This window comes from Ruegeria sp. AF3 (assembly GCF_056536285.1).
This window is the reverse complement of sequence record NZ_JBQFJM010000001.1, coordinates 2,268,178-2,286,292: the sequence shown is the minus strand read 5'-3', so window position 1 is coordinate 2,286,292 and position 18,115 is coordinate 2,268,178. Positions and strand designations below refer to the sequence as shown.

The following is an 18,115-nucleotide window of genomic DNA, read 5'->3' as shown; positions in this document are numbered from 1 at the left end:
CACTTGAAATTGTGCGAGGTCGGCCCTGCCGGCCTCGCATGCGTTGCTCAGTAAATCTTTGGAACGTAAAGCTCGTCTGGCAAAACCCGCCGCTCGTATTCAGGATTGTACCGACGGTCCGGCAAATTGACCTTTTCCTGTGGCACGTCTTCGTAGGGGATTCTTGTCAACAGATGCTCGATACAATTCAGACGTTCGCGTTTCTTGTCATTACCCTCAACGATATACCACGGCGCTTCGGGTATGTTGGTTCGGAACAACATGTCTTCCTTGGCCTTCGTATACGCCTCCCAGCGAATACGGGATTCAAGATCCATCGGTGACAGTTTCCACTGTTTCATCGGGTCGTGAATACGCATGAGGAACCGCAGTTGCTGCTCTTCATCCGTGATCGAAAACCAGTATTTCAGCAGAATGATCCCTGACCGGACCAGCATCCGTTCAAATTCGGGAACGTCCTGAAAGAACTGTTCGACCTGATCCTCGGACGCAAAGCCCATCACCCGTTCAACCCCTGCCCGGTTGTACCACGAGCGGTCGAACAAGACGATTTCACCCGCGGCAGGCAGATGCGGCACGTAGCGTTGAAAGTACCATTGGCTCTGCTCGCGGCGACTGGGCGCTGGCAGAGCAACCACACGGGCGACACGGGGGTTCAGACGCTGCGTGATCCGTTTGATCACGCCCCCCTTGCCCGCACTGTCACGGCCTTCAAACAGGATACAAACCTTGGCACCAGTGTGCTGCACCCAATCCTGCACCTTGATCAACTCGGCCTGCAATCGCAGCAGGTTTCGGAAATAGACCTTGCGATCCAGCATTTCGGGGTGCTGGTCCCGATAGATTTTGCGGACTTCCATCGACAGCATAGGCTCACTGAACTCGATCTCGAAATCTTCGTCCAGCGTGTCTTCCAACTCGGCCTCAAGCCAGTTCTTGGTGCCCCCATCGTTTTCGTAAGCCAAGATCAGCTCCTTCTCAGTCATCGGGTTCGAACCATATCGGGCCTGTGTAACCGCCTGATGTCATCAGATAAATTGAAGCCGATCCGTTGCAGCAATCTCAATCGGAAATCAGGGTCTGGACGGGTATATGGTCTTTTACCCGAATGTGTACGTCTGACCCAAAGGATACAAGCACAAGAATAGACACAAGGCATCAGTCGCGCGCTTCCTAGTTGCTTGCATTGCCTTGTTTTTGTGCGGCATGACTGAGTCCACAATTCAGACGAGAACGCCGTGACGTTTTTCTTTTCGACATTGCCGGTCACCTGGCCTTGGCTGATCCTGATCACAGCGCAAGTCGCGGCGATGGTGCGTCGAACTGGCCTTGCGTTTGCCCTGCTGGTTCTGTTCGTCAGTGTTGCTTGGGTTACCGGGCTGATGTCACCGACAGCAATCGTGGCGGTGGCGCTTGGTCTGATCGTGGCCTTCTTCCTCCCACGCCAGACAGGTCTGCTCGCTATCGCAGGGCATACGCTGTTGATCCTGTGGTGCCTGGCATTGGGGGCACATCTGTTCCCAGGGTTCAACAACTTGAAACTGCTGGATCAGGTGCAGGCAAGTGTTTTCAGCACAAGTTTCACACTGCACCTGAATCTGGACAAACCCATGGTCTTCTTTGCCGTTCTTCTGGCCTGGCCCGGAATGCTGAACAGCGCAATCCAGAACAGAATAAGACCTTTGCTAGCGGGTTTGCTGATTTTGCCTGGCCTGTTTCTGCTGGGTCTATCGCTGGGCGCGGTGCGCTTGGACCTCTCAACCCCTTATTGGTGGATGGTATTTTGCCTGTCCAACCTGTTTCTGACTTGTCTTACCGAAGAGGCGTTCTTTCGCGGCTACTTGCAGTCGGCCATTACCTCGCGCCTTGGAGTAACAGGCGGTCTGGTCTCCGCCAGCCTGCTGTTTGGATTGGCGCATATCGGCGGAGGACCCGCGCTTGTAGTATTCGCAGCCCTTCTCGGGCTGGGGTGCGGGTTGGGATATTATGCTACCGGTCGGCTCTGGGTGCCTGTTGCGATGCATTTCGGGTTTAACCTGACCCACCTGCTGCTGTTCACCTATCCCGGCCCATTATGACGGTCAGACCGGCAAGGCCGTGGTCTTGAACACGGTACGCAACGCAAATGAACTTTGCATCTGCGCCACCCCTGGCAAGCGCGACAGGTATTGCCGGTGGATACGCGCGAAATCTTCTGTATTTTCCGCCACAACTTTCAGAATGTAATCTGCGGTACCTGCCATCAGGTGACACTCCAGCACATCCGGTATTCGGGCCACCGCCTTTTCGAACACATCCAGAACCTCTTCGGCCTGACCTTGTAACGTGATTTCGACAAAAACGGTGGTTGGCACGTTCATTTTCCGCGCATCCAGCAGAGCCACGTAGTTGCGGATATAGCCGTCAACCTCCAACCGTTGAACGCGGCGGTGGCACGCAGACGGAGACAGGTTGACCTGTTCAGACAACTCGGAATTCGACATCCGGCCATTCTTCTGAAGTGCGGCCAGAATCTTTCGATCGGTCGTGTCCAGGCTCATTCCTGCAATTCCTTTGCGAGTTTTTTGAATAGTACGGGAAATTCTTCCAAAGAAAAGTCCATTAGCACGTTTTCTTTCACAGAAATTGCGCCACGAAATGCACATAATTTAAGCAGCTTATGAACGGAGAGCCCAATGAAAATCGGTTGCCCCAAGGAAATCAAACCTCAGGAATTCCGCGTCGGGATGACGCCCAATGCCGCTCAGGAAGCGGTTGCACGCGGACACCGAGTCCTGATCGAATCCGGTGCAGGCATCGGCGCAGGTTTCGACAATGACGCCTATGTTGCAGCAGGCGCGCAAATCGTTGACACCGCAGAAGAGGTGTTTGCCACCGCTGACATGATCGTCAAAGTCAAGGAACCTCAGGCGGTTGAACGCAAGATGCTGCGTGAAGGGCAGTTGCTGTTCACCTATCTGCACCTGGCTCCGGACCCGGATCAGACGCACGACCTGCTGGAGTCGGGCTGTACCGCAATCGCCTATGAGACCGTAACGGATGCTAACGGCGGTCTGCCGCTGCTGGCACCCATGTCCGAGGTCGCCGGTCGGCTGGCACCTCAGGTTGGATCCTGGACCTTGCAGAAGGCAAATGGTGGCCGTGGGGTTCTGATGGGCGGCGTTCCCGGCGTTGGCCCGGCCAAAGTAGTTGTGATTGGCGGCGGCGTCGTCGGGACACATGCGGCCAAGATTGCCGCCGGAATGGGGGCTGATGTCACCGTTCTGGATCGGTCACTGCCGCGTCTTCGCTATCTGGACGATGTCTTTGGCGGAACTTTCAAGAACCAGTATTCGACAGCGGGCGCCACCGCTGAACTGATCCAGGACGCTGATATGGTCATCGGTGCTGTTCTGATCCCCGGCGCTGCCGCACCGAAACTGGTGTCGCGTGCTCAACTGTCGACGATGAAACCCGGCGCAGTACTGGTGGATGTCGCCATCGACCAAGGCGGGTGCTTTGAAACGTCAAAAGCCACTACCCATGCCGACCCGATCTACAATGTCGATGGTATCATGCACTACTGTGTGGCCAACATGCCGGGCGCTGTTGCGCGCACCTCGACCATCGCACTGGGCAATGCCACGATGCCGTTCATGCTGTCGCTGGCCGACAAGGGATGGAAACAGGCATGTCAGGACGATCCGCACTTGCTGGAAGGTTTGAACGTTCATGCTGGCAAACTGACCTACTATGCCGTTGGCAAGGCCCTTGGCATCGACGTCGTTTCGCCAAATGTGGTGGTCAAATCGTAAGTAACTCCACTCCCGAAGTTGCCTGTTGACGGCAATTCTCAGGGTGGTGCGGTCGGTACCGAACCGACGGCTTTCACAAAAAAGGGCACCGCGTTTCTATGCGGTGCCCTTTTCGATACGCGGAAGGTATGAATGACTGCCAGATCATTGAGCGCCAGCCGTCACCCCTGTTTTTGAATTTCGACCGAATGTGGATACGGAATCGAAACACCTTTGGCGTCAAACGCCTCTTTCACCACTTTCGTTAGCTCGAACTTGACGTCCCAGTAATCGGCTGCCGCACACCATAGCCGCGCAGTCAGATCGACCGAGCTGTCACCGAGATTCGTGACCCGCACCCAGGGTTCAGGGTCGCTGTGAATTCGCTGGTCGGCCTTGGCCACATCCAGAATGATCTGCATGGCGGTATCTGCACTGTCCCCGTAATCAATTCCAAACACCAGATCGACACGCCGTGTGTCATGGGCTGAATAATTGGTTATGATCGACCCCCATGCCTGACCGTTTGGAACAATGATCTGAACGTTGTCGGGGGTCACAAGCTCGGTCGTGAACAGGCTCAGGTCCATAACGGTTCCTGCCGTGCCACCGATATCCACATACTGTCCAAGCTTGTAGGGCCGGAAAACCACCAACATCACACCGGCCGCAAGATCACTCAACGTACCCTGAAGTGCCAACCCGACAGCCAGCGAGGCAGCACCCAGAATAGCGACGATACTGGTGGCTTCTATCCCGAAGATCCCCAGAACGGCGACCAGAACTATGGCCAGAATTGCCCACTTGATCACACTGGCGGCAAAATTCCCAAGTGTCGGGTCGATCTGTGGTGTTTTGTTGATCCGGCGGCGTACAACACTCGCGATCGTTCGGGCGGCGATCCAACCCAAAACAAGAACGATCAGAGCTTTCGCTGCATTCAAGGCAATGGGCAAGTATAGATTGGCCATACCAATCGCCTGCTCGGCCAAGTCGGCGGTTTGTTCCATCTCGAATTTCCTCGTGTTTTCTGTTCGTCAATTCTCATAAAACAGGCTCCGCGATTGGTGCGGAGCCCGATGTCGCGACGAAACGACAGGCCTACTTCTTCAAAGCGTCCCGGATTTCCATCAGGATGTCCAATTCGCTAGGACCTGTGGGGGCTTCTTCAGCCGCTTCTTCCTCTGCTTCGGCAGCGTCTTTGACCTTGTTCACCATTTTTACCAGCATGAAGACAACCCAGGCGATGATCAGGAAATTGATGATCGCCATTATGAAAGCACCATAGGCAAAGACGGATGCGCCTGCTTCACGTGCCGCTTCAAGGCTGGCACCTTCGGCCACATCGCCTGCCAGAACGGCGTAGTTGTTCGTAAAGTCGATACCCCCTGTGAACAATCCAATAAGCGGATTGATCAGGTCGCCCACCAACGAGGTAACAATTGCGGTAAACGCGGCACCGATAATGATCCCGACCGCCATGTCCATGACATTGCCCTTGGCAATGAAAGTCTTGAATTCTTCCAGCATAGCATCCCTCTTGTTTTTTTAAGTCCACGCCTCTGTTCACGCATGAGCGCATAGGAATTGTGCGTTAAACGCATGAAGAAGGGTATGTTTTTTAGGGGAAAGCCACCCTACTTTTCCCCAAACGGCATTACTCAGGAGGTTTCATGTCTCAACTTACGCCTTTTTTCGTAACCGACAGATGGCCTGCGAAGGATCCCAGCATCCTTCAACTTTACTCCTATCCAACGCCAAACGGCGTAAAAGCCTCGATCATGCTTGAGGAAACCGGCCTGCCCTATGAGGCGCATCTGGTGACACTGGCAGATGCGGATGTCAAAAGCTCCGAGTTCCTGTCGCTGAACCCGAACAACAAGATCCCGGCGATAATCGACCCCGACGGTCCGGATGGCGTGCCGCTGGCCCTGTTCGAAAGCGGTGCCATCCTTCTGTATCTGGCCGAGAAAACAGGTAAGTTTCTTGGCCAAAACGCGGCAGACAAGCACCGGATCACACAATGGCTGATGTTTCAAATGGGCGGCATCGGGCCAATGTTTGGCCAGCTAGGCTTTTTCTACAAATTCGCAGGCAGCGCGATAGAAGATCCGCGCCCGCGCGAGCGTTACACCAACGAAGCCAAGCGCCTGCTGAACGTGGTGAATACGCAACTGGAAGGACAGGATTGGATCGCGGGCGAGTATTCCATCGCGGATATCGCTCTTGCTCCGTGGCTGAATGCACTGGATTTCTATGGTGCTAAGGATGTTGTTGACTGGGACGGTTATTCCAATGTCGTTGCTTATGTCGATCGTTTCTTCCAACGCCCAGCGGTTCAGCGCGGCAAAGCCATACCCGCACGAGACTGATAACAGTTAAAAGAAATGGGGCGCCAAACCGGCGCCCCTTTTATCGATCAGCCGGGCAGAGCGCCTGTCAGCACGTAACGTAGAATTTCGACCACCTGAACGGGTTCTTCCGCCACAGCCAACGCGGCGGCATCAACCTCTTTCAGCGCGTGCTGGTGATCCGGGCCATGCAGAACGATGATCGACTTGCCCAATGCTGCAGCATAACCCGCGTCAAAGGCGGCGTTCCACTGCTTGTATTTGTCGCCAAACCTGACGACGACAACATCCGCATCCGCAATCCCCTTGCGGGTCCGGATCGCATTGACCATCGCTCCCTTGTGGTCGTGCCAATACTTGTTCGGCTCGGCCCCAAGAATGGCCACACCACAATCATCACTGGCCGCGTGATCGGTTACAGGGCCGTTGAAGGTCACGTCCAAGCCTTGCGCCCCATCGATGATCTGTTCACGCCAGTCAGTGTGGATTTCTCCGGAAAGATAAACGTTCAGGCCCATGGCAAACTCCGCTGTTGTTTCCGACCAATTTAAGGGTCCCACACCCAAAGCCCAACGCGGATTCCGGAAAAACCCCTACATTTTGCGAGCCACTAGGAATCGGCGAGCGTCACGTACGGGGAAACTGTCGCTCTCGATGATGCGGAACCCGGCGTGTTCAATGGCCGCATCAAGATCCGCCTCAGACAGGAATCGAACAAACGGAGCCTTACCAAAGAACTGCATGATCGGAAGCGCGAGACGAATAGCGTAATACTTCAGGCTCGCTCCGCTGGACGGTCGGCAAAATGTTTTCGAAATAAACAGTCCGCCGGGTCTAAGGACCGAATGTACTCGGCTCAATGTCAGATCCAGATCTTCGACCAGGTGCAAAAGATTGAATGCCAGCACCGCATCAAAAGAACCCTCAGGCGGTCGATTTGCATCAGCCTCGGTAAAGGTGACGTTTTCGATGCTTTGCGAAGCGGCGTTTCGACGTCCAACGGCCAACATACCGGGGGACACATCGGTTGCAGTGATAGATCCTACATATCCGGACAGCTTCAGAGCAGTCATGCCTGTGCCGCACCCTAGTTCCAGAACATCATTGGTTTTCTTCAGGTAAGACGCTGTCCGTTCCAGCGTATGCTCGTACGAAGCCATATCCTTGATGGGCGAGCAGGCATATTTCTCGGCCACTCCATCCCAGAATTTCGCAGTGGTGGTCATTGAGGAGTCTCCTTTCGACGAGAACTTATTCATGCGCAGACCGAATATAAATTGCCGAATTTTGCAGGTTTACTATACATTTTTGTATGAATGATTTTGGCGATTTTGATTGGAACCACATCCGGGCCTTTCTGGCGACGGCTGAAACTGGGTCATTTTCCGCGGCGGCACGGCAGCTGCGGCAAACGCAGCCTACCCTGAGTCGCCAGATAGCAGCGCTTGAACAGGACTTGGGCGTGATGCTGTTTGAACGGGTTGGCAGAACCCTTGAGATCACTCAGGCCGGATTGGAGCTGCTGGATCATACTCGCAAAATGGGGGACGCCGCCAACCGCATCGCGCTGACGGCGTCCGGACAGGCACAATCCATTGAAGGCCGGGTTCGCATCACCGCCAGTGACGTGATGTCGGCCTATGTCTTGCCCGACCTGCTGCGCGAAATCCGGGCGCAAGCCCCGCGCCTGCGGATTGACGTGATTGCCTCAAACGATATTCAGGATCTTATGCGGCGCGAGGCAGATATCGCGATCCGCCATGTCCGTCCTGATCAACCCGACCTAATCGCGAAGCTGGTACAGGAGGCGTCGGGGCATTTCTATGCAACCACAGAGTATCTCAACCGTGCGGGACGCCCAAAATCAAAGCAGGACCTTTCACGGCATGAGTTCATCAGCTTTGGCGACAACAATCAGATGATCGCCTATCTGAAGCCGCTTGGCATTCACCTGACCAACGAGAATTTCCGGCTTGGGTCTCAGAACGGAATAGTGGCTTGGGAATACGCCAAACAAGGCTTTGGCATCGCGCCCATGTCGCAGACCGTCGGCGATGCGACACCAGGTATGGAGCGTGTATGCCCCGGGATGGAGGCTATCACATTTCCGATCTGGTTGACCACGCATCGCGAGTTGCACACCAGCCGCCGCATCCGGCTGGTCTATGACTTACTGACCAAGTTCCTGTCCAAATAAAAAACGCGCCCGAAGGCGCGCTTTCCATTGGAGCCTCAGAGCTCTAACCGCGCAGAACTCCGCCCGTCGCCTTGGCGACCTTGGCAATGATCTTCGCGGCCACGGCTTCGATGTCTTTTTCCTTCAGCGTCGCCTCGGTCGGTTGCAGGCGCACGGTAATGGCAAGAGACTTTTTGCCTTCGCCAAGGCTGCCGCCGATGAATTCGTCAAAGACACGCACGCTCTCGACCAGCGCCTTGTCGGCACCCGCGGCTGCGTTCACCAACGTCAGCGCTTCGACATCGGCATCGACGACAAAGGCAAAATCACGCTCGACCGCCTGCAAGTCGCGTAGTTCCAGCGCAGCGCGGGTGGCACCGGATTTGCGGGGCAAAGGCACTTCGTCCGGCCAGATGGTGAACGCCATTGCCGGACCTTTTATGTCCATCGCCTGCAAAACGCGCGGATGCAGCTCTCCGAAGACACCCAGTACTTTTTTCGGACCCAGACAGATTTTGCCATGGCGACCCGGATGCCACCATGGATCGCCGTCGCGCAAAATCTGAACCTTTTCGGGCGCACCAATGGCGGCCAGTACAGCCTCGACATCAGCCTTGGCATCGAACACATCCACCGGACGCGCAGCACCGTGCACATCCTTGGGGCCCGAACGTCCAACCAGCAGGCCGGTGATCTGGGTTTTCTGATCGCCCGGCTCGCCATTGTAAAAGACCGGACCGACCTCGAACAAGGCGACATCCGCGAATCCGCGCGCCTGATTGCGGGCCGCAGCCTGCAACAAGCCAGGCAGCAGATCGGGGCGCATATGGCTCATCTCGGATGAAATCGGGTTTTCGAGCATGGTCGTAGTATCACCACCACCGAACAAAGCCGCCGAGGCCTGATCAATGAACGTATAACTGACGCATTCGTTGTAACCCAGCGCCGCGCAGGTACGGCGCGCCATGGACTGACGGCGTTGTGTCGGGGTCATTACCGGTTTCGGTATCCCCTCGGTCACGCGCGGCAGCGGCCTGCCTTGCAGCTTTGTCAAGGAAGCAATCCGCGCGACTTCTTCCACCAGATCGGCCTCGCCCAGGATATCCGGGCGCCAGCTGGGGACATGGGCCATCTCACCTTCCAGACGAAAGCCCAGACGGGTCAGGGTCTGTCGCTGTTCGCTTTCGGGAATATCCATCCCGACCAGAGACTGCACCTTTTCCGCATTCAGCTTGTAGGCGCGCGCATGGTTCGGTGCTTTGCCGGCCTCTACCACGTTGGAGGCTTCTCCGCCGCAGATATCCAGAATCATCTGGGTCGCGTGTTCCAGCCCCTCGCGGGTGTATTCCGGGTCGACACCGCGCTCGAACCGATAGCGTGCGTCGGAATTGATCTTGAGCGCACGGCCCGTCAGAGCGATCTGAACATGATCCCAGAACGCGCTTTCAAGGAAGACGTTTACCGTTTCCTCGGTACATCCGGTTTCCTCACCGCCCATGATGCCCGCAATCGACTCCGGACCTTTGTCATCCGAAATCACCATCATTCCGGGTTGCAGCGTGTATTCTTTTTCATCCAGCGCGACCAGCGTCTCGCCGCCTTTGGCGCGGTGCACCCGCAGGTTGCCCTGAACCTTGTCGGCGTCGAACACGTGCAGCGGGCGATTGTGATCGTAGGTCATATAATTGGTGATATCCACCAGCGCCGAGATAGGACGCAGACCTATGGCCTTCAACATATCCTGCAGCCATTGCGGGCTGGGGCCATTCTTCACGCCACGGATCAGACGGCCAGTGAAATGTGGCGCGCCATCCAGCGTGTCTTCGTCGATCGTCACCTTGATCGGGCAATCGAAATCACCCGGAACATGCGTATAGTCACGCTGCTTCAACGTGCCAATTCCACGCGCGGCCAGATCGCGCGCAATCCCTTCAACCCCCAGCGCATCCGGGCGGTTCGGAGTGATCGCGATTTCGATCATCGGGTCGACTTTGGAAGGGTCGTTTTCTGCAAGCCAGTCCACAAATGTATCACCCACTTCGCCCGAGGGCAGTTCGATGATGCCGTCATGTTCATCCGACAGTTCCAGCTCACGCTCGGACGCCATCATGCCAAAGCTTTCGACACCGCGGATCTTGCCGACGCTGATGGTCAGGTCCAGGCCAGGGATGTACATGCCCGGTTTGCAGACCACGACCGTGATCCCTTCACGCGCATTGGGTGCACCGCAAATGATCTGTAGCTCACCTTCATCCGTATCGACCTTGCAAACGCGCAGCTTGTCTGCATCAGGGTGTTTCTCGGCGTGTTTCACATAGCCCAGCGTAAAGCCTGCCAGCCGTTCGGCCGGGTTCACGATCTCTTCGACCTCAAGCCCGAGATCGGTCAGCGCCTCGGCGATTTCATCAACCGAAGCATCAGTGTCGAGGTGGTCTTTCAGCCAGGACAGAGTGAATTTCATTGCACGGGGCCTTTTTTGGCAAACATCCAGTCGGCACAGGCAATGGCAAAGAATGCGCCGGGGTGCAAGCTCTGCGCGTCACGGATAGGTGGGGGTGCGGCCCAAAAGCTCATCCAGCTGCCATCCGATCCAGCCATGGGGGATGAAATGCCCACCGGGATGCGTGTCCAGCGTCACCTGCCCCTGCGTGCAATCGGTCCATTCCACTCGTCTGAGCGTCAGGAACGGTTCCACACTCCACTCCCCGCGCAGGGTCTCCGCACCGCAGCCATATTTCTCACGCCACAGCGCCACTGGATACGTTGTATCGCCACCCGGACCGAACGGGAAATCCATCACCGTGTCGCCCGTCCCATGGACATGCCGCGCCACTCGCGGGGCTTGCGGGCAGGTCTCGGTCTGGCGGAGTGTACCGGCCACACCCAGCAGTGCCGCGATATCATCGCCGGTTTCGCAGACAAAGCGCCACGCCATCGCACTGCCAAAGGAATAGCCTGATACATAGATGCGGGTCGGGTCTATCGGATAGCGCCTGGCGATATCCTCAAGCACCCGGTCGGCAAAAGGCACATCATCCGAGCTTGCGGACCAGAAATCCCAGCTTTTGCCCAAACCGTTCGGGGCCACCAGCAGCACACCCCGACGCTTCGTGGCCCCTGCAATCCGTTCGTGGTTCACGACCACGGCGCCCTGCCGCGCCCAACCATGGAAATGCAGCAGCACCGGCAGAGGTGTTTCACCATCCCAGCCATCAGGTTCAAGAACGTGATACGAGCGGTCACCGAGATCACAGGCAATATCGCCGTGGCATTCGGTTTTCCAGGGACCCATGGCAAAGCCGGGCGAGGCAATTAACAGGAAAGGGCAGAGCAATCGACAGATCATGCGCCCGACCCTAACGAGGCATTCCGCCCTGTCACTTAACATATCGGTGTGGTCCGAACGCAGGCCGCGCTTCAGCCCGGCACCCACCCATCGCACATGGCGGGCTGAAGCCCGCCCTACATCAGGTCAAAACACCAAGCCGCGCTATGGCCAGACCGCGGGATGGCGATCCTTGGGTTGTGGTGGGCAGTTTATGCTGGCCAAGTCCGAGCGCTGTTCGAGCGTTGTACTGTCGGGGACAAATCACCAGCTCGTGCGGGCGGTCTGGCGATAGCGCGGCGGCCTATCGGCCTTTGCTCCGCGCAACTCGCCTTATGAATTCTCGTTCTTGTCTCTTATCGAACGACCGAATGGAGTGATTGTGATTAAGTCGACCTCTGCAACTCGCGTCTTCCCCAGATTCTCTTCGCGAATTGACCTCATCAATGCAGCAAGAAGTCCATCAAACTCTTCGTGCGGGACTTTGTGCTTTGCCGTAATCCTTCGATCAAAAGCTACCAATTGTTTCATTGCAGAATCTGACGCAACGACGGCGAATTTCATCTTGGCTGTTGAATATGCAGCAAGGGCATCATCGAAGCCTTCGCCGCCTCTGTTGAAGGCATTGGCCAGTTCACAAATGGCCTCAATAATTTCTACATAGATTTCGAAGTGCCGCTGCCTGACCTGCTCACGCCTATCAAACCAAGCCTTAACCACATACCCAACGAACAACAAAACAAGCGCCGATACGAAGGCGAAGTTTTGCTGCATCCAAAAGTCGGGTTCCGTCACCTACTCAAACCACCATGCAGATTCGGCATATCCAACGCTGCAAACCCGTAGTGGCGCAGCCAGCGCAGGTCGCTATCAAAGAACGCCCGCAAATCCGGAATACCGTATTTCAGCATCGCCAGACGGTCGATGCCAATCCCGAATGCAAAACCCTGATAGACCTCTGGGTCGATCCCTCCAGCGGCGATCACCTTGGGGTGGACCATGCCGGAACCCAGAATCTCCATCCAGTCGTCGCCCTCACCGATCTTCAGCTGACCGTTATCCCACGAACAGCGGATATCGACCTCGGCCGATGGCTCGGTGAAGGGGAAATGCGAGGCGCGGAAGCGCAGTTCGACATCGTCGACCTCGAAGAACGCTTTCACGAATTCTTCCAGAACCCATTTCAGGTTCGCCATCGAGATGTCCTTGTCGATGGCCAGCCCTTCGACCTGATGGAACATCGGCGTGTGGGTCTGGTCGTAATCGGCGCGGTACACGCCGCCCGGACAGATGACGCGGATCGGTGCACCCTGCTTTTCCATCGACCGGATCTGTACCGGCGAGGTATGGGTGCGCAGCACGTGCGGCGGGCGATTGTCGCCTTCAGCGCGGTGCATATAGAACGTGTCCATCTCGGCCCGTGCGGGGTGGTGACCGGGGATGTTCAGCGCGTCGAAATTGTACCAGTCGTCTTCAACACGCGGCCCTTCGGCCACCGAGAAGCCCAGTTCAGCAAAGATCGCGGTCAGTTCCTCGGTCGCCTGGCTGATCGGGTGGATTGACCCCTGACGGCGCGGGCGGGTCGGCAGGGTGACGTCCAGCCATTCGGTCCGCAGGCGCTCATCCAGTGCAACATCGGCCAGCGCGGCTTTTTTGGCGGACAGCGCCGAGTTAATCTCATCCTTCAGGGCATTCAGCGCCGGGCCTGCGACCTGACGTTCCTCGGGCGTCATCTTGCCCAGCTCGCGCATCTTCAGCGCGACCTCGCCTTTTTTGCCAACAGCCGCGACGCGGATCGCCTCAAGCGCGTTTTCGTCGCCTGCTTCGGCGATTTGGTCCAGATATTTTGCCTTAAGATCGTCCATGACGGCCCTCTGAATTTGGTCGAGAACCTGCTATCGGCCCCGCCCCGCGAATGCAAGCGGGACGGTGCGCATCAATAGCTGTATTCGGGATAAATCCGGGTCAGGTCTCCATTCCAGTCGCCATTGTAGTGTTCCAGCAACTCATCTGCCGGAACCTTGCCGGTGTCGATGCTTTCCTTCAACGCATTCAGGAAATGCGTCTCATCCGGGACCAGCCCACCAGCACCGGGGCGCGCGCGGGCTTTCAGGCCCGCCTCAGAGATCGCCACGACTTCACGCGCCAGATCATGCATGTTGACGTTGCCAACCTGCGTCTGAAGCCCGTCTTTGGCCGCCGCAACACGCAGCCCCTCGCGCGTTTCGGCATCCCAGCCCTTGACCAGATCCCACGCCGCATCCAGCGCGGTTTGGTCATAGGTCAGCCCGACCCAGAAGGCCGGCAAGGCGCAAAGTCGTCGCCAAGGGCCACCATCCGCGCCGCGCATCTCCATGAACTTCTTGATCCGCGCCTCGGGGAAGGCCGTTGTCAGGTGATCGGCCCAATCCGACAGGGTCGGCGTTTCTCCCGGCAATGCAGGCAACTCACCCTTGAGGAAATCGCGGAACGACATGCCCAGCGCGTTGATGTACTGCCCGTCGCGGTAGACGAAATACATCGGCACATCGAGCGCGTATTGGACATAGCGTTCGAATCCAAAGCCATCCTCGAACACGAAGGGCAACATGCCCGTGCGCGCATCGTCCAGATGTCGCCAGATATGGCTGCGCCAGCTTTTCTGGCCGTTCACCTTGCCTTCGAAGAACGGAGAATTGGCAAACAGCGCCGTCGCCACCGGCTGCAACGCCAGCGCCACGCGCAGTTTCTGTACCATGTCGCCCTCGGACCCGAAGTCGATATTGACCTGAACGGTACACGTCCGCCGCATCATGGCGCGGCCCATGGTGCCGACTTTTTCCATATAATCGTTCATCAGCCGATACCGCCCTTTGGGCATCAGCGGCATCTGGTCATGCGTCCAGATCGGCGCCGCGCCCAGGCCGATGAATCCCACGCCGATCTCATCGGCGATATCCTTCACCTCGCGCAGGTGAGTGTTCACCTCATCGCAGGTTTCATGGATCGTCTCCAGAGGGGCGCCCGACAGCTCCAGCGCGCCACCCGGTTCAAGGCTGACATTTGCGCCGTCCTTTTCCAGACCGATCAGATGACCGGATTCACGGACCTCTCCCCAGCCGTGGCGATCCCGCAACCCCTCCAACACGGCGACAATGGATCGCTTTCCTTCAAAAGGCAGAGGTTTCAGCGTGTCCTTGCAATAGCCGAATTTCTCATGCTCGGTGCCGATGCGCCAATCTTGCTTGGGTTTGCAACCCGATTCCAGATATTCGGCCAGTTGTTCATGGCGTTCGATCGGACCGCCGCCGGACTGAGGGATGGACATGAACCGTGCTCCGATCCTGCTGTGTCTGTTTTGAAGGTCAAGTGGTGGTCGTAAATGGCGCCAGTGTCAATGCAACGGCAAATGCGCCGGGCGCGACGGTGTACGTTCCCAGATAACGACCGGATGCTGCGATTTGCCGTTGAGTTCCGACAGCATTTGCTCGGTTTTGAGGCCCGGCAGGTTTGAGAATACGTCGAACAACGCCTCGGCTCCTTCTGCATTCACAGGAATGTGAAGCGCTGGCTGGCCCGGCTGATCCAGAACCCAATGTGCGGGGTCGGAGGTCGGGTCAAGGGCCAGACGCTCAATTTCGCGGGACGCGACGATGCCGCCATCCAAGGGACCCAGATAAGTGATCTGGCCTTCATCAATCGTCACGACACCTTGCCCACCCGCCCCTGTTCTGAAACGCGCGCGCTGAATGCCGATCACAGCCAAAGCCGCTGACACGACAATCAGAAACCAGCCTACCCAGGCCAACAGCCCACCCGGCCCGCTGATCCAGCTCAGACCAAGGATCAGGACAAAAGCCGCGACCAGAACCTCGCGCCAACGCCAAAGCGCCAGTTTTGCTTCGGGTCGGATGAAACTCATGAGAGCACCCTTTGCGGTTCCTGAAGCAAAGCGACCTTGTACCAGCCCACCTGTTGGAACCCGATCGCCTCATAGGCACGGGCGGCAGGTGCGTTGTTCGCAAACAGGATCGCGGCCGCCGCGCCCTCGGTTTTTGCTTTCTGCATCAATGCGGTCGTGACCCGTCGACCCAGGCCACGGTTTCTGTTTTTACGTGGAACAAAAACACCACCGACCTGAACTTGGTCGTGAACCCTGGCATTTACAGACGCCATGGCAACCGGCGCGTCGCCTTCCATCAGGACAATCGCCCTGCCTGCGGTCATTTCCGCCTCGACGCGCTCTGCGGCAAGCTCACGCGCCTCTTCGCCTGCGGCTTGTCCGGTATCCTCGATGTAATCCGCAAACCAAGTGTGCAGCCTTGCTCGATCCTCGGCGCGCAAAGCGCGATAAGGAACAGGTACCTCAGTCAGACCGCGCAGGTCACGTCGATAAAGCGGTTCATCGTGATTCAACCGGTACTTCGCCTGCCCCAATCCCAGAGCGCCCAAAGCCACCTCAACCTGATGTGCATCCCCCGTCATACCCAAAACGGTTTCGCCTTCGATCATCCGAGCGAACCACTCGGCAGCTTCGGTTTCAGCGTTGGGCAATTGAACCATCAGATAGCCCTTCTTGCTGAGCCCGAAGACACCCTGAACCTGATCCTCACCCCAGATGAAGTAGCGGCTGGAATATTCATTCGCATTCAACCCCACCCCATGAGCCGCCAAATTGCTACGCAAGAACATTGAACTGTCAGGGTAGCGGGCCAGAAACCTCTCAAGCGCCAGGGCATCCGATTGAACCGCCTCGCGAATCACGACCAATCCCCCAATGCCTGCTGCCACATGGTCAACGCGGCCACCGCCGCTGTATCCGCCCGCAGAATACGCGGGCCAAGACTGACCACATGCGCATAGGGTAAAGCCGACAACCGTGCGCGCTCAGCGTTGGAAAACCCGCCTTCCGGGCCGATGAGAATAGCCCAGGGGCACCCTTTTTCATTCGCTGCCAGCCGCAGGGCCGAGCCGACCTCGGCCTCGTTGCAGAACATCAAGTGCCGACCTTCAGGCCAGGTATTCAGCACGCGGTCCAGCCGCTGAAGGTCTGCCACTTCGGGCACGTAGGTTCCTCCGCATTGTTCAGCGGCTTCGATTGCATGAGCCTGAAGCCGGTCTTGCCGGATACGGTCTGCGTTGGTGAATTCGGTCTGAACTGGCAGGATGCGAGCCGCGCCCATTTCAGCGGCTTTTTCAACAATGAAGTCGGTGCGCGCCTTTTTGATCGGCGCAAACAGGAACCACAGATCGGGGGGCAGCTGCAAAGGTTTGGTCTGCCTGATACAGGTCAGAGCGCCACCACGTTTTCCGGACTCGGCCACCTCGGCCAGCCACTCGCCATCCTTACCGTTAAACAGCGCCACTGCTCCACCAACCGGCAGTCGCATGACCCCAAACAGATAGTGCGCCTGATCGCGCGTCAAAGGAACCGATTGCCCCTGACCCAAGGGCTGCTCTACATACAGTCTGATTTTCGCACTCATGAGACCTACATATGCAAGGCAATGCCCCAACACCAGATGGTCAAGTCGCCGATGCCGTCACCGGCAATTGGGTCGACACCCATGCCCCAGCCTTTGCCCGACCGTATCTGCGCCTCAGCCGCGCGGACCGGCCCATCGGCACATGGCTGTTGCTGCTTCCATGTTGGTGGGGGCTGGCGCTGGCCATCCTGCATGACGGCCAACCGCGTTGGGAAGATCTGTGGATTGCCCTAGGCTGCGCATTCGGAGCCTTTTTGATGCGAGGTGCCGGTTGCACGTGGAATGACATTACAGACCGGGAATTCGACGCACAGGTTGAACGCACACGATCACGCCCGATACCGTCGGGGCAAGTCAGTGTCCGGCAAGCTGCGGCCTGGATGATCCTGCAAAGTCTTCTGGCGCTTGGCATTCTGCTCAGCTTCAATCAGGCGGCCATTGCCATGGGTGTGTTATCTTTGCTGCCGGTGACCGTTTATCCGTTTGCCAAGCGGTTTACCTGGTGGCCTCAGGTTTTTCTGGGGCTGGCCTTCAACTGGGGCGCATTACTGGCCTGGACGGCGCATAGCGGGTCGCTCGGCTGGCCTGCTGTCACGCTGTACCTGTCCGGCATCGCGTGGACCCTGTTCTATGACACGATCTATGCACATCAGGATACCGAGGATGATGAACTGGTCGGCATCAAATCCACCGCGCGCCTGTTCGGCACCGACACGGCGAAATGGCTGAAGTATTTTCTGGTCGCAACAGTATCGCTGATGGGGCTGGCCATTATTGATGCCGGGGTGCCTGACGCGTCGATTCTGGCGTTGGGGATCGCGCTTTGCGGTCCCTGGGCCATGGGCTGGCACATGATGTGGCAATTGCGCGGGCTTGATACTGAAGACAACGACAAGCTGCTGCTGCTGTTTCGGGCCAACCGCGATACCGGCTTTATTCCGCTGATCTTCCTCTGCGTCGCCTTGCTGCTCTGATTGCACCCGCTGAACGGGGCCTGTAAAGATCGGCGCAAACGCCTGAGGAGT

The 18,115-nt window shown here is 57.2% G+C and carries 19 protein-coding genes; 5 read left to right on the top strand and 14 right to left on the bottom strand.

What is annotated here, in order from left to right; all coding sequences use genetic code 11:
- Positions 1-47: 47 nt before the first annotated feature.
- Positions 48-986: a polyphosphate kinase 2 gene (gene ppk2 / locus ACR3FC_RS11505; RefSeq protein WP_267365547.1), complete on the bottom strand. Its 939-nt coding sequence runs from the start codon at positions 984-986 to the stop codon at positions 48-50.
- Between the two features lie 252 nt (positions 987-1,238).
- Here ppk2 and ACR3FC_RS11500 point away from each other — a divergent pair, with 252 nt between their 5' ends.
- Positions 1,239-2,078, top strand: a complete 840-nt coding sequence (locus ACR3FC_RS11500) for a CPBP family intramembrane glutamic endopeptidase (RefSeq protein ID WP_480474954.1) — start codon at positions 1,239-1,241, stop codon at positions 2,076-2,078.
- A 3-nt stretch (positions 2,079-2,081) separates the two neighbouring features.
- On the opposite strand, the gene ACR3FC_RS11495 is transcribed toward ACR3FC_RS11500, so the two are convergent.
- A complete protein-coding gene (locus ACR3FC_RS11495) occupies positions 2,082-2,540 on the bottom strand; it encodes an Lrp/AsnC family transcriptional regulator (protein ID WP_209506641.1) in 459 nt (152 codons plus the stop codon).
- A 135-nt stretch (positions 2,541-2,675) separates the two neighbouring features.
- Between ACR3FC_RS11495 and ald the strand changes: the two genes are divergently transcribed.
- Positions 2,676-3,794: an alanine dehydrogenase gene (gene ald, locus ACR3FC_RS11490; protein ID WP_480474952.1), complete on the top strand. Its 1,119-nt coding sequence runs from the start codon at positions 2,676-2,678 to the stop codon at positions 3,792-3,794.
- A gap of 161 nt (positions 3,795-3,955) precedes the next feature.
- Here ald and ACR3FC_RS11485 read toward each other — a convergent pair whose 3' ends face one another.
- Positions 3,956-4,744, bottom strand: coding sequence for a mechanosensitive ion channel family protein (locus tag ACR3FC_RS11485; RefSeq protein WP_480476890.1), 789 nt, complete (start codon positions 4,742-4,744; stop codon positions 3,956-3,958).
- A gap of 130 nt (positions 4,745-4,874) precedes the next feature.
- Positions 4,875-5,303: a large conductance mechanosensitive channel protein MscL gene (gene mscL, locus ACR3FC_RS11480; RefSeq protein WP_480474950.1), complete on the bottom strand. Its 429-nt coding sequence runs from the start codon at positions 5,301-5,303 to the stop codon at positions 4,875-4,877.
- 143 nt (positions 5,304-5,446) lie between these two features.
- On the opposite strand from mscL, the gene ACR3FC_RS11475 reads away from it, so the two are divergent.
- Complete coding sequence (locus tag ACR3FC_RS11475; RefSeq protein ID WP_480474948.1) at positions 5,447-6,145, top strand: glutathione S-transferase N-terminal domain-containing protein; 699 nt, start codon at positions 5,447-5,449, stop codon at positions 6,143-6,145.
- Positions 6,146-6,192: 47 nt separating this feature from the next.
- Here ACR3FC_RS11475 and ACR3FC_RS11470 read toward each other — a convergent pair whose 3' ends face one another.
- Positions 6,193-6,642, bottom strand: a complete 450-nt coding sequence (locus ACR3FC_RS11470) for a YtoQ family protein (RefSeq protein ID WP_480474946.1) — start codon at positions 6,640-6,642, stop codon at positions 6,193-6,195.
- Between the two features lie 75 nt (positions 6,643-6,717).
- A complete protein-coding gene (locus ACR3FC_RS11465; RefSeq protein WP_480474944.1) occupies positions 6,718-7,350 on the bottom strand; it encodes a class I SAM-dependent methyltransferase in 633 nt (210 codons plus the stop codon).
- Positions 7,351-7,436: 86 nt separating this feature from the next.
- Here ACR3FC_RS11465 and ACR3FC_RS11460 point away from each other — a divergent pair, with 86 nt between their 5' ends.
- A complete protein-coding gene (locus ACR3FC_RS11460; RefSeq protein WP_480474942.1) occupies positions 7,437-8,321 on the top strand; it encodes a LysR family transcriptional regulator in 885 nt (294 codons plus the stop codon).
- A gap of 43 nt (positions 8,322-8,364) precedes the next feature.
- Here the strand turns inward: ACR3FC_RS11460 and pheT are convergent, their stop codons facing one another.
- From pheT to ACR3FC_RS11420, 8 genes are all read right to left on the bottom strand, one after another.
- Positions 8,365-10,761 (bottom strand): phenylalanine--tRNA ligase subunit beta, encoded by a 2,397-nt coding sequence (pheT, locus tag ACR3FC_RS11455; RefSeq protein ID WP_480474940.1) that lies wholly within the window; start codon positions 10,759-10,761, stop codon positions 8,365-8,367.
- A gap of 78 nt (positions 10,762-10,839) precedes the next feature.
- Entirely contained in the window at positions 10,840-11,592 is a 753-nt protein-coding gene (locus ACR3FC_RS11450; RefSeq protein ID WP_480474938.1) for a CE1 family esterase, read from the bottom strand.
- 366 nt (positions 11,593-11,958) lie between these two features.
- On the bottom strand, positions 11,959-12,420 hold the full coding sequence (locus ACR3FC_RS11445; RefSeq protein ID WP_480474936.1) for a hypothetical protein: 462 nt from the start codon (positions 12,418-12,420) through the stop codon (positions 11,959-11,961).
- Positions 12,417-13,490, bottom strand: a complete 1,074-nt coding sequence (gene pheS / locus ACR3FC_RS11440; RefSeq protein WP_480474934.1) for a phenylalanine--tRNA ligase subunit alpha — start codon at positions 13,488-13,490, stop codon at positions 12,417-12,419. The genes ACR3FC_RS11445 and pheS overlap by 4 nt, the downstream gene beginning before the upstream one ends.
- 71 nt (positions 13,491-13,561) lie before the next feature.
- Positions 13,562-14,932 (bottom strand): glutamate--cysteine ligase, encoded by a 1,371-nt coding sequence (locus ACR3FC_RS11435; protein WP_480474932.1) that lies wholly within the window; start codon positions 14,930-14,932, stop codon positions 13,562-13,564.
- Positions 14,933-14,998: 66 nt separating this feature from the next.
- Complete coding sequence (locus ACR3FC_RS11430) at positions 14,999-15,526, bottom strand: hypothetical protein (RefSeq protein WP_480474930.1); 528 nt, start codon at positions 15,524-15,526, stop codon at positions 14,999-15,001.
- Positions 15,523-16,368: a GNAT family N-acetyltransferase gene (locus ACR3FC_RS11425; protein ID WP_480474928.1), complete on the bottom strand. Its 846-nt coding sequence runs from the start codon at positions 16,366-16,368 to the stop codon at positions 15,523-15,525. The genes ACR3FC_RS11430 and ACR3FC_RS11425 overlap by 4 nt, the downstream gene beginning before the upstream one ends.
- A complete protein-coding gene (locus tag ACR3FC_RS11420) occupies positions 16,365-17,090 on the bottom strand; it encodes a 16S rRNA (uracil(1498)-N(3))-methyltransferase (protein WP_480474927.1) in 726 nt (241 codons plus the stop codon). Before ACR3FC_RS11420 ends, ACR3FC_RS11425 begins: the two co-directional genes overlap by 4 nt.
- Positions 17,091-17,101: 11 nt before the next feature.
- On the opposite strand from ACR3FC_RS11420, the gene ubiA reads away from it, so the two are divergent.
- Entirely contained in the window at positions 17,102-18,064 is a 963-nt protein-coding gene (ubiA, locus tag ACR3FC_RS11415; RefSeq protein WP_480474926.1) for a 4-hydroxybenzoate octaprenyltransferase, read from the top strand.
- Positions 18,065-18,115: the final 51 nt, after the last annotated feature.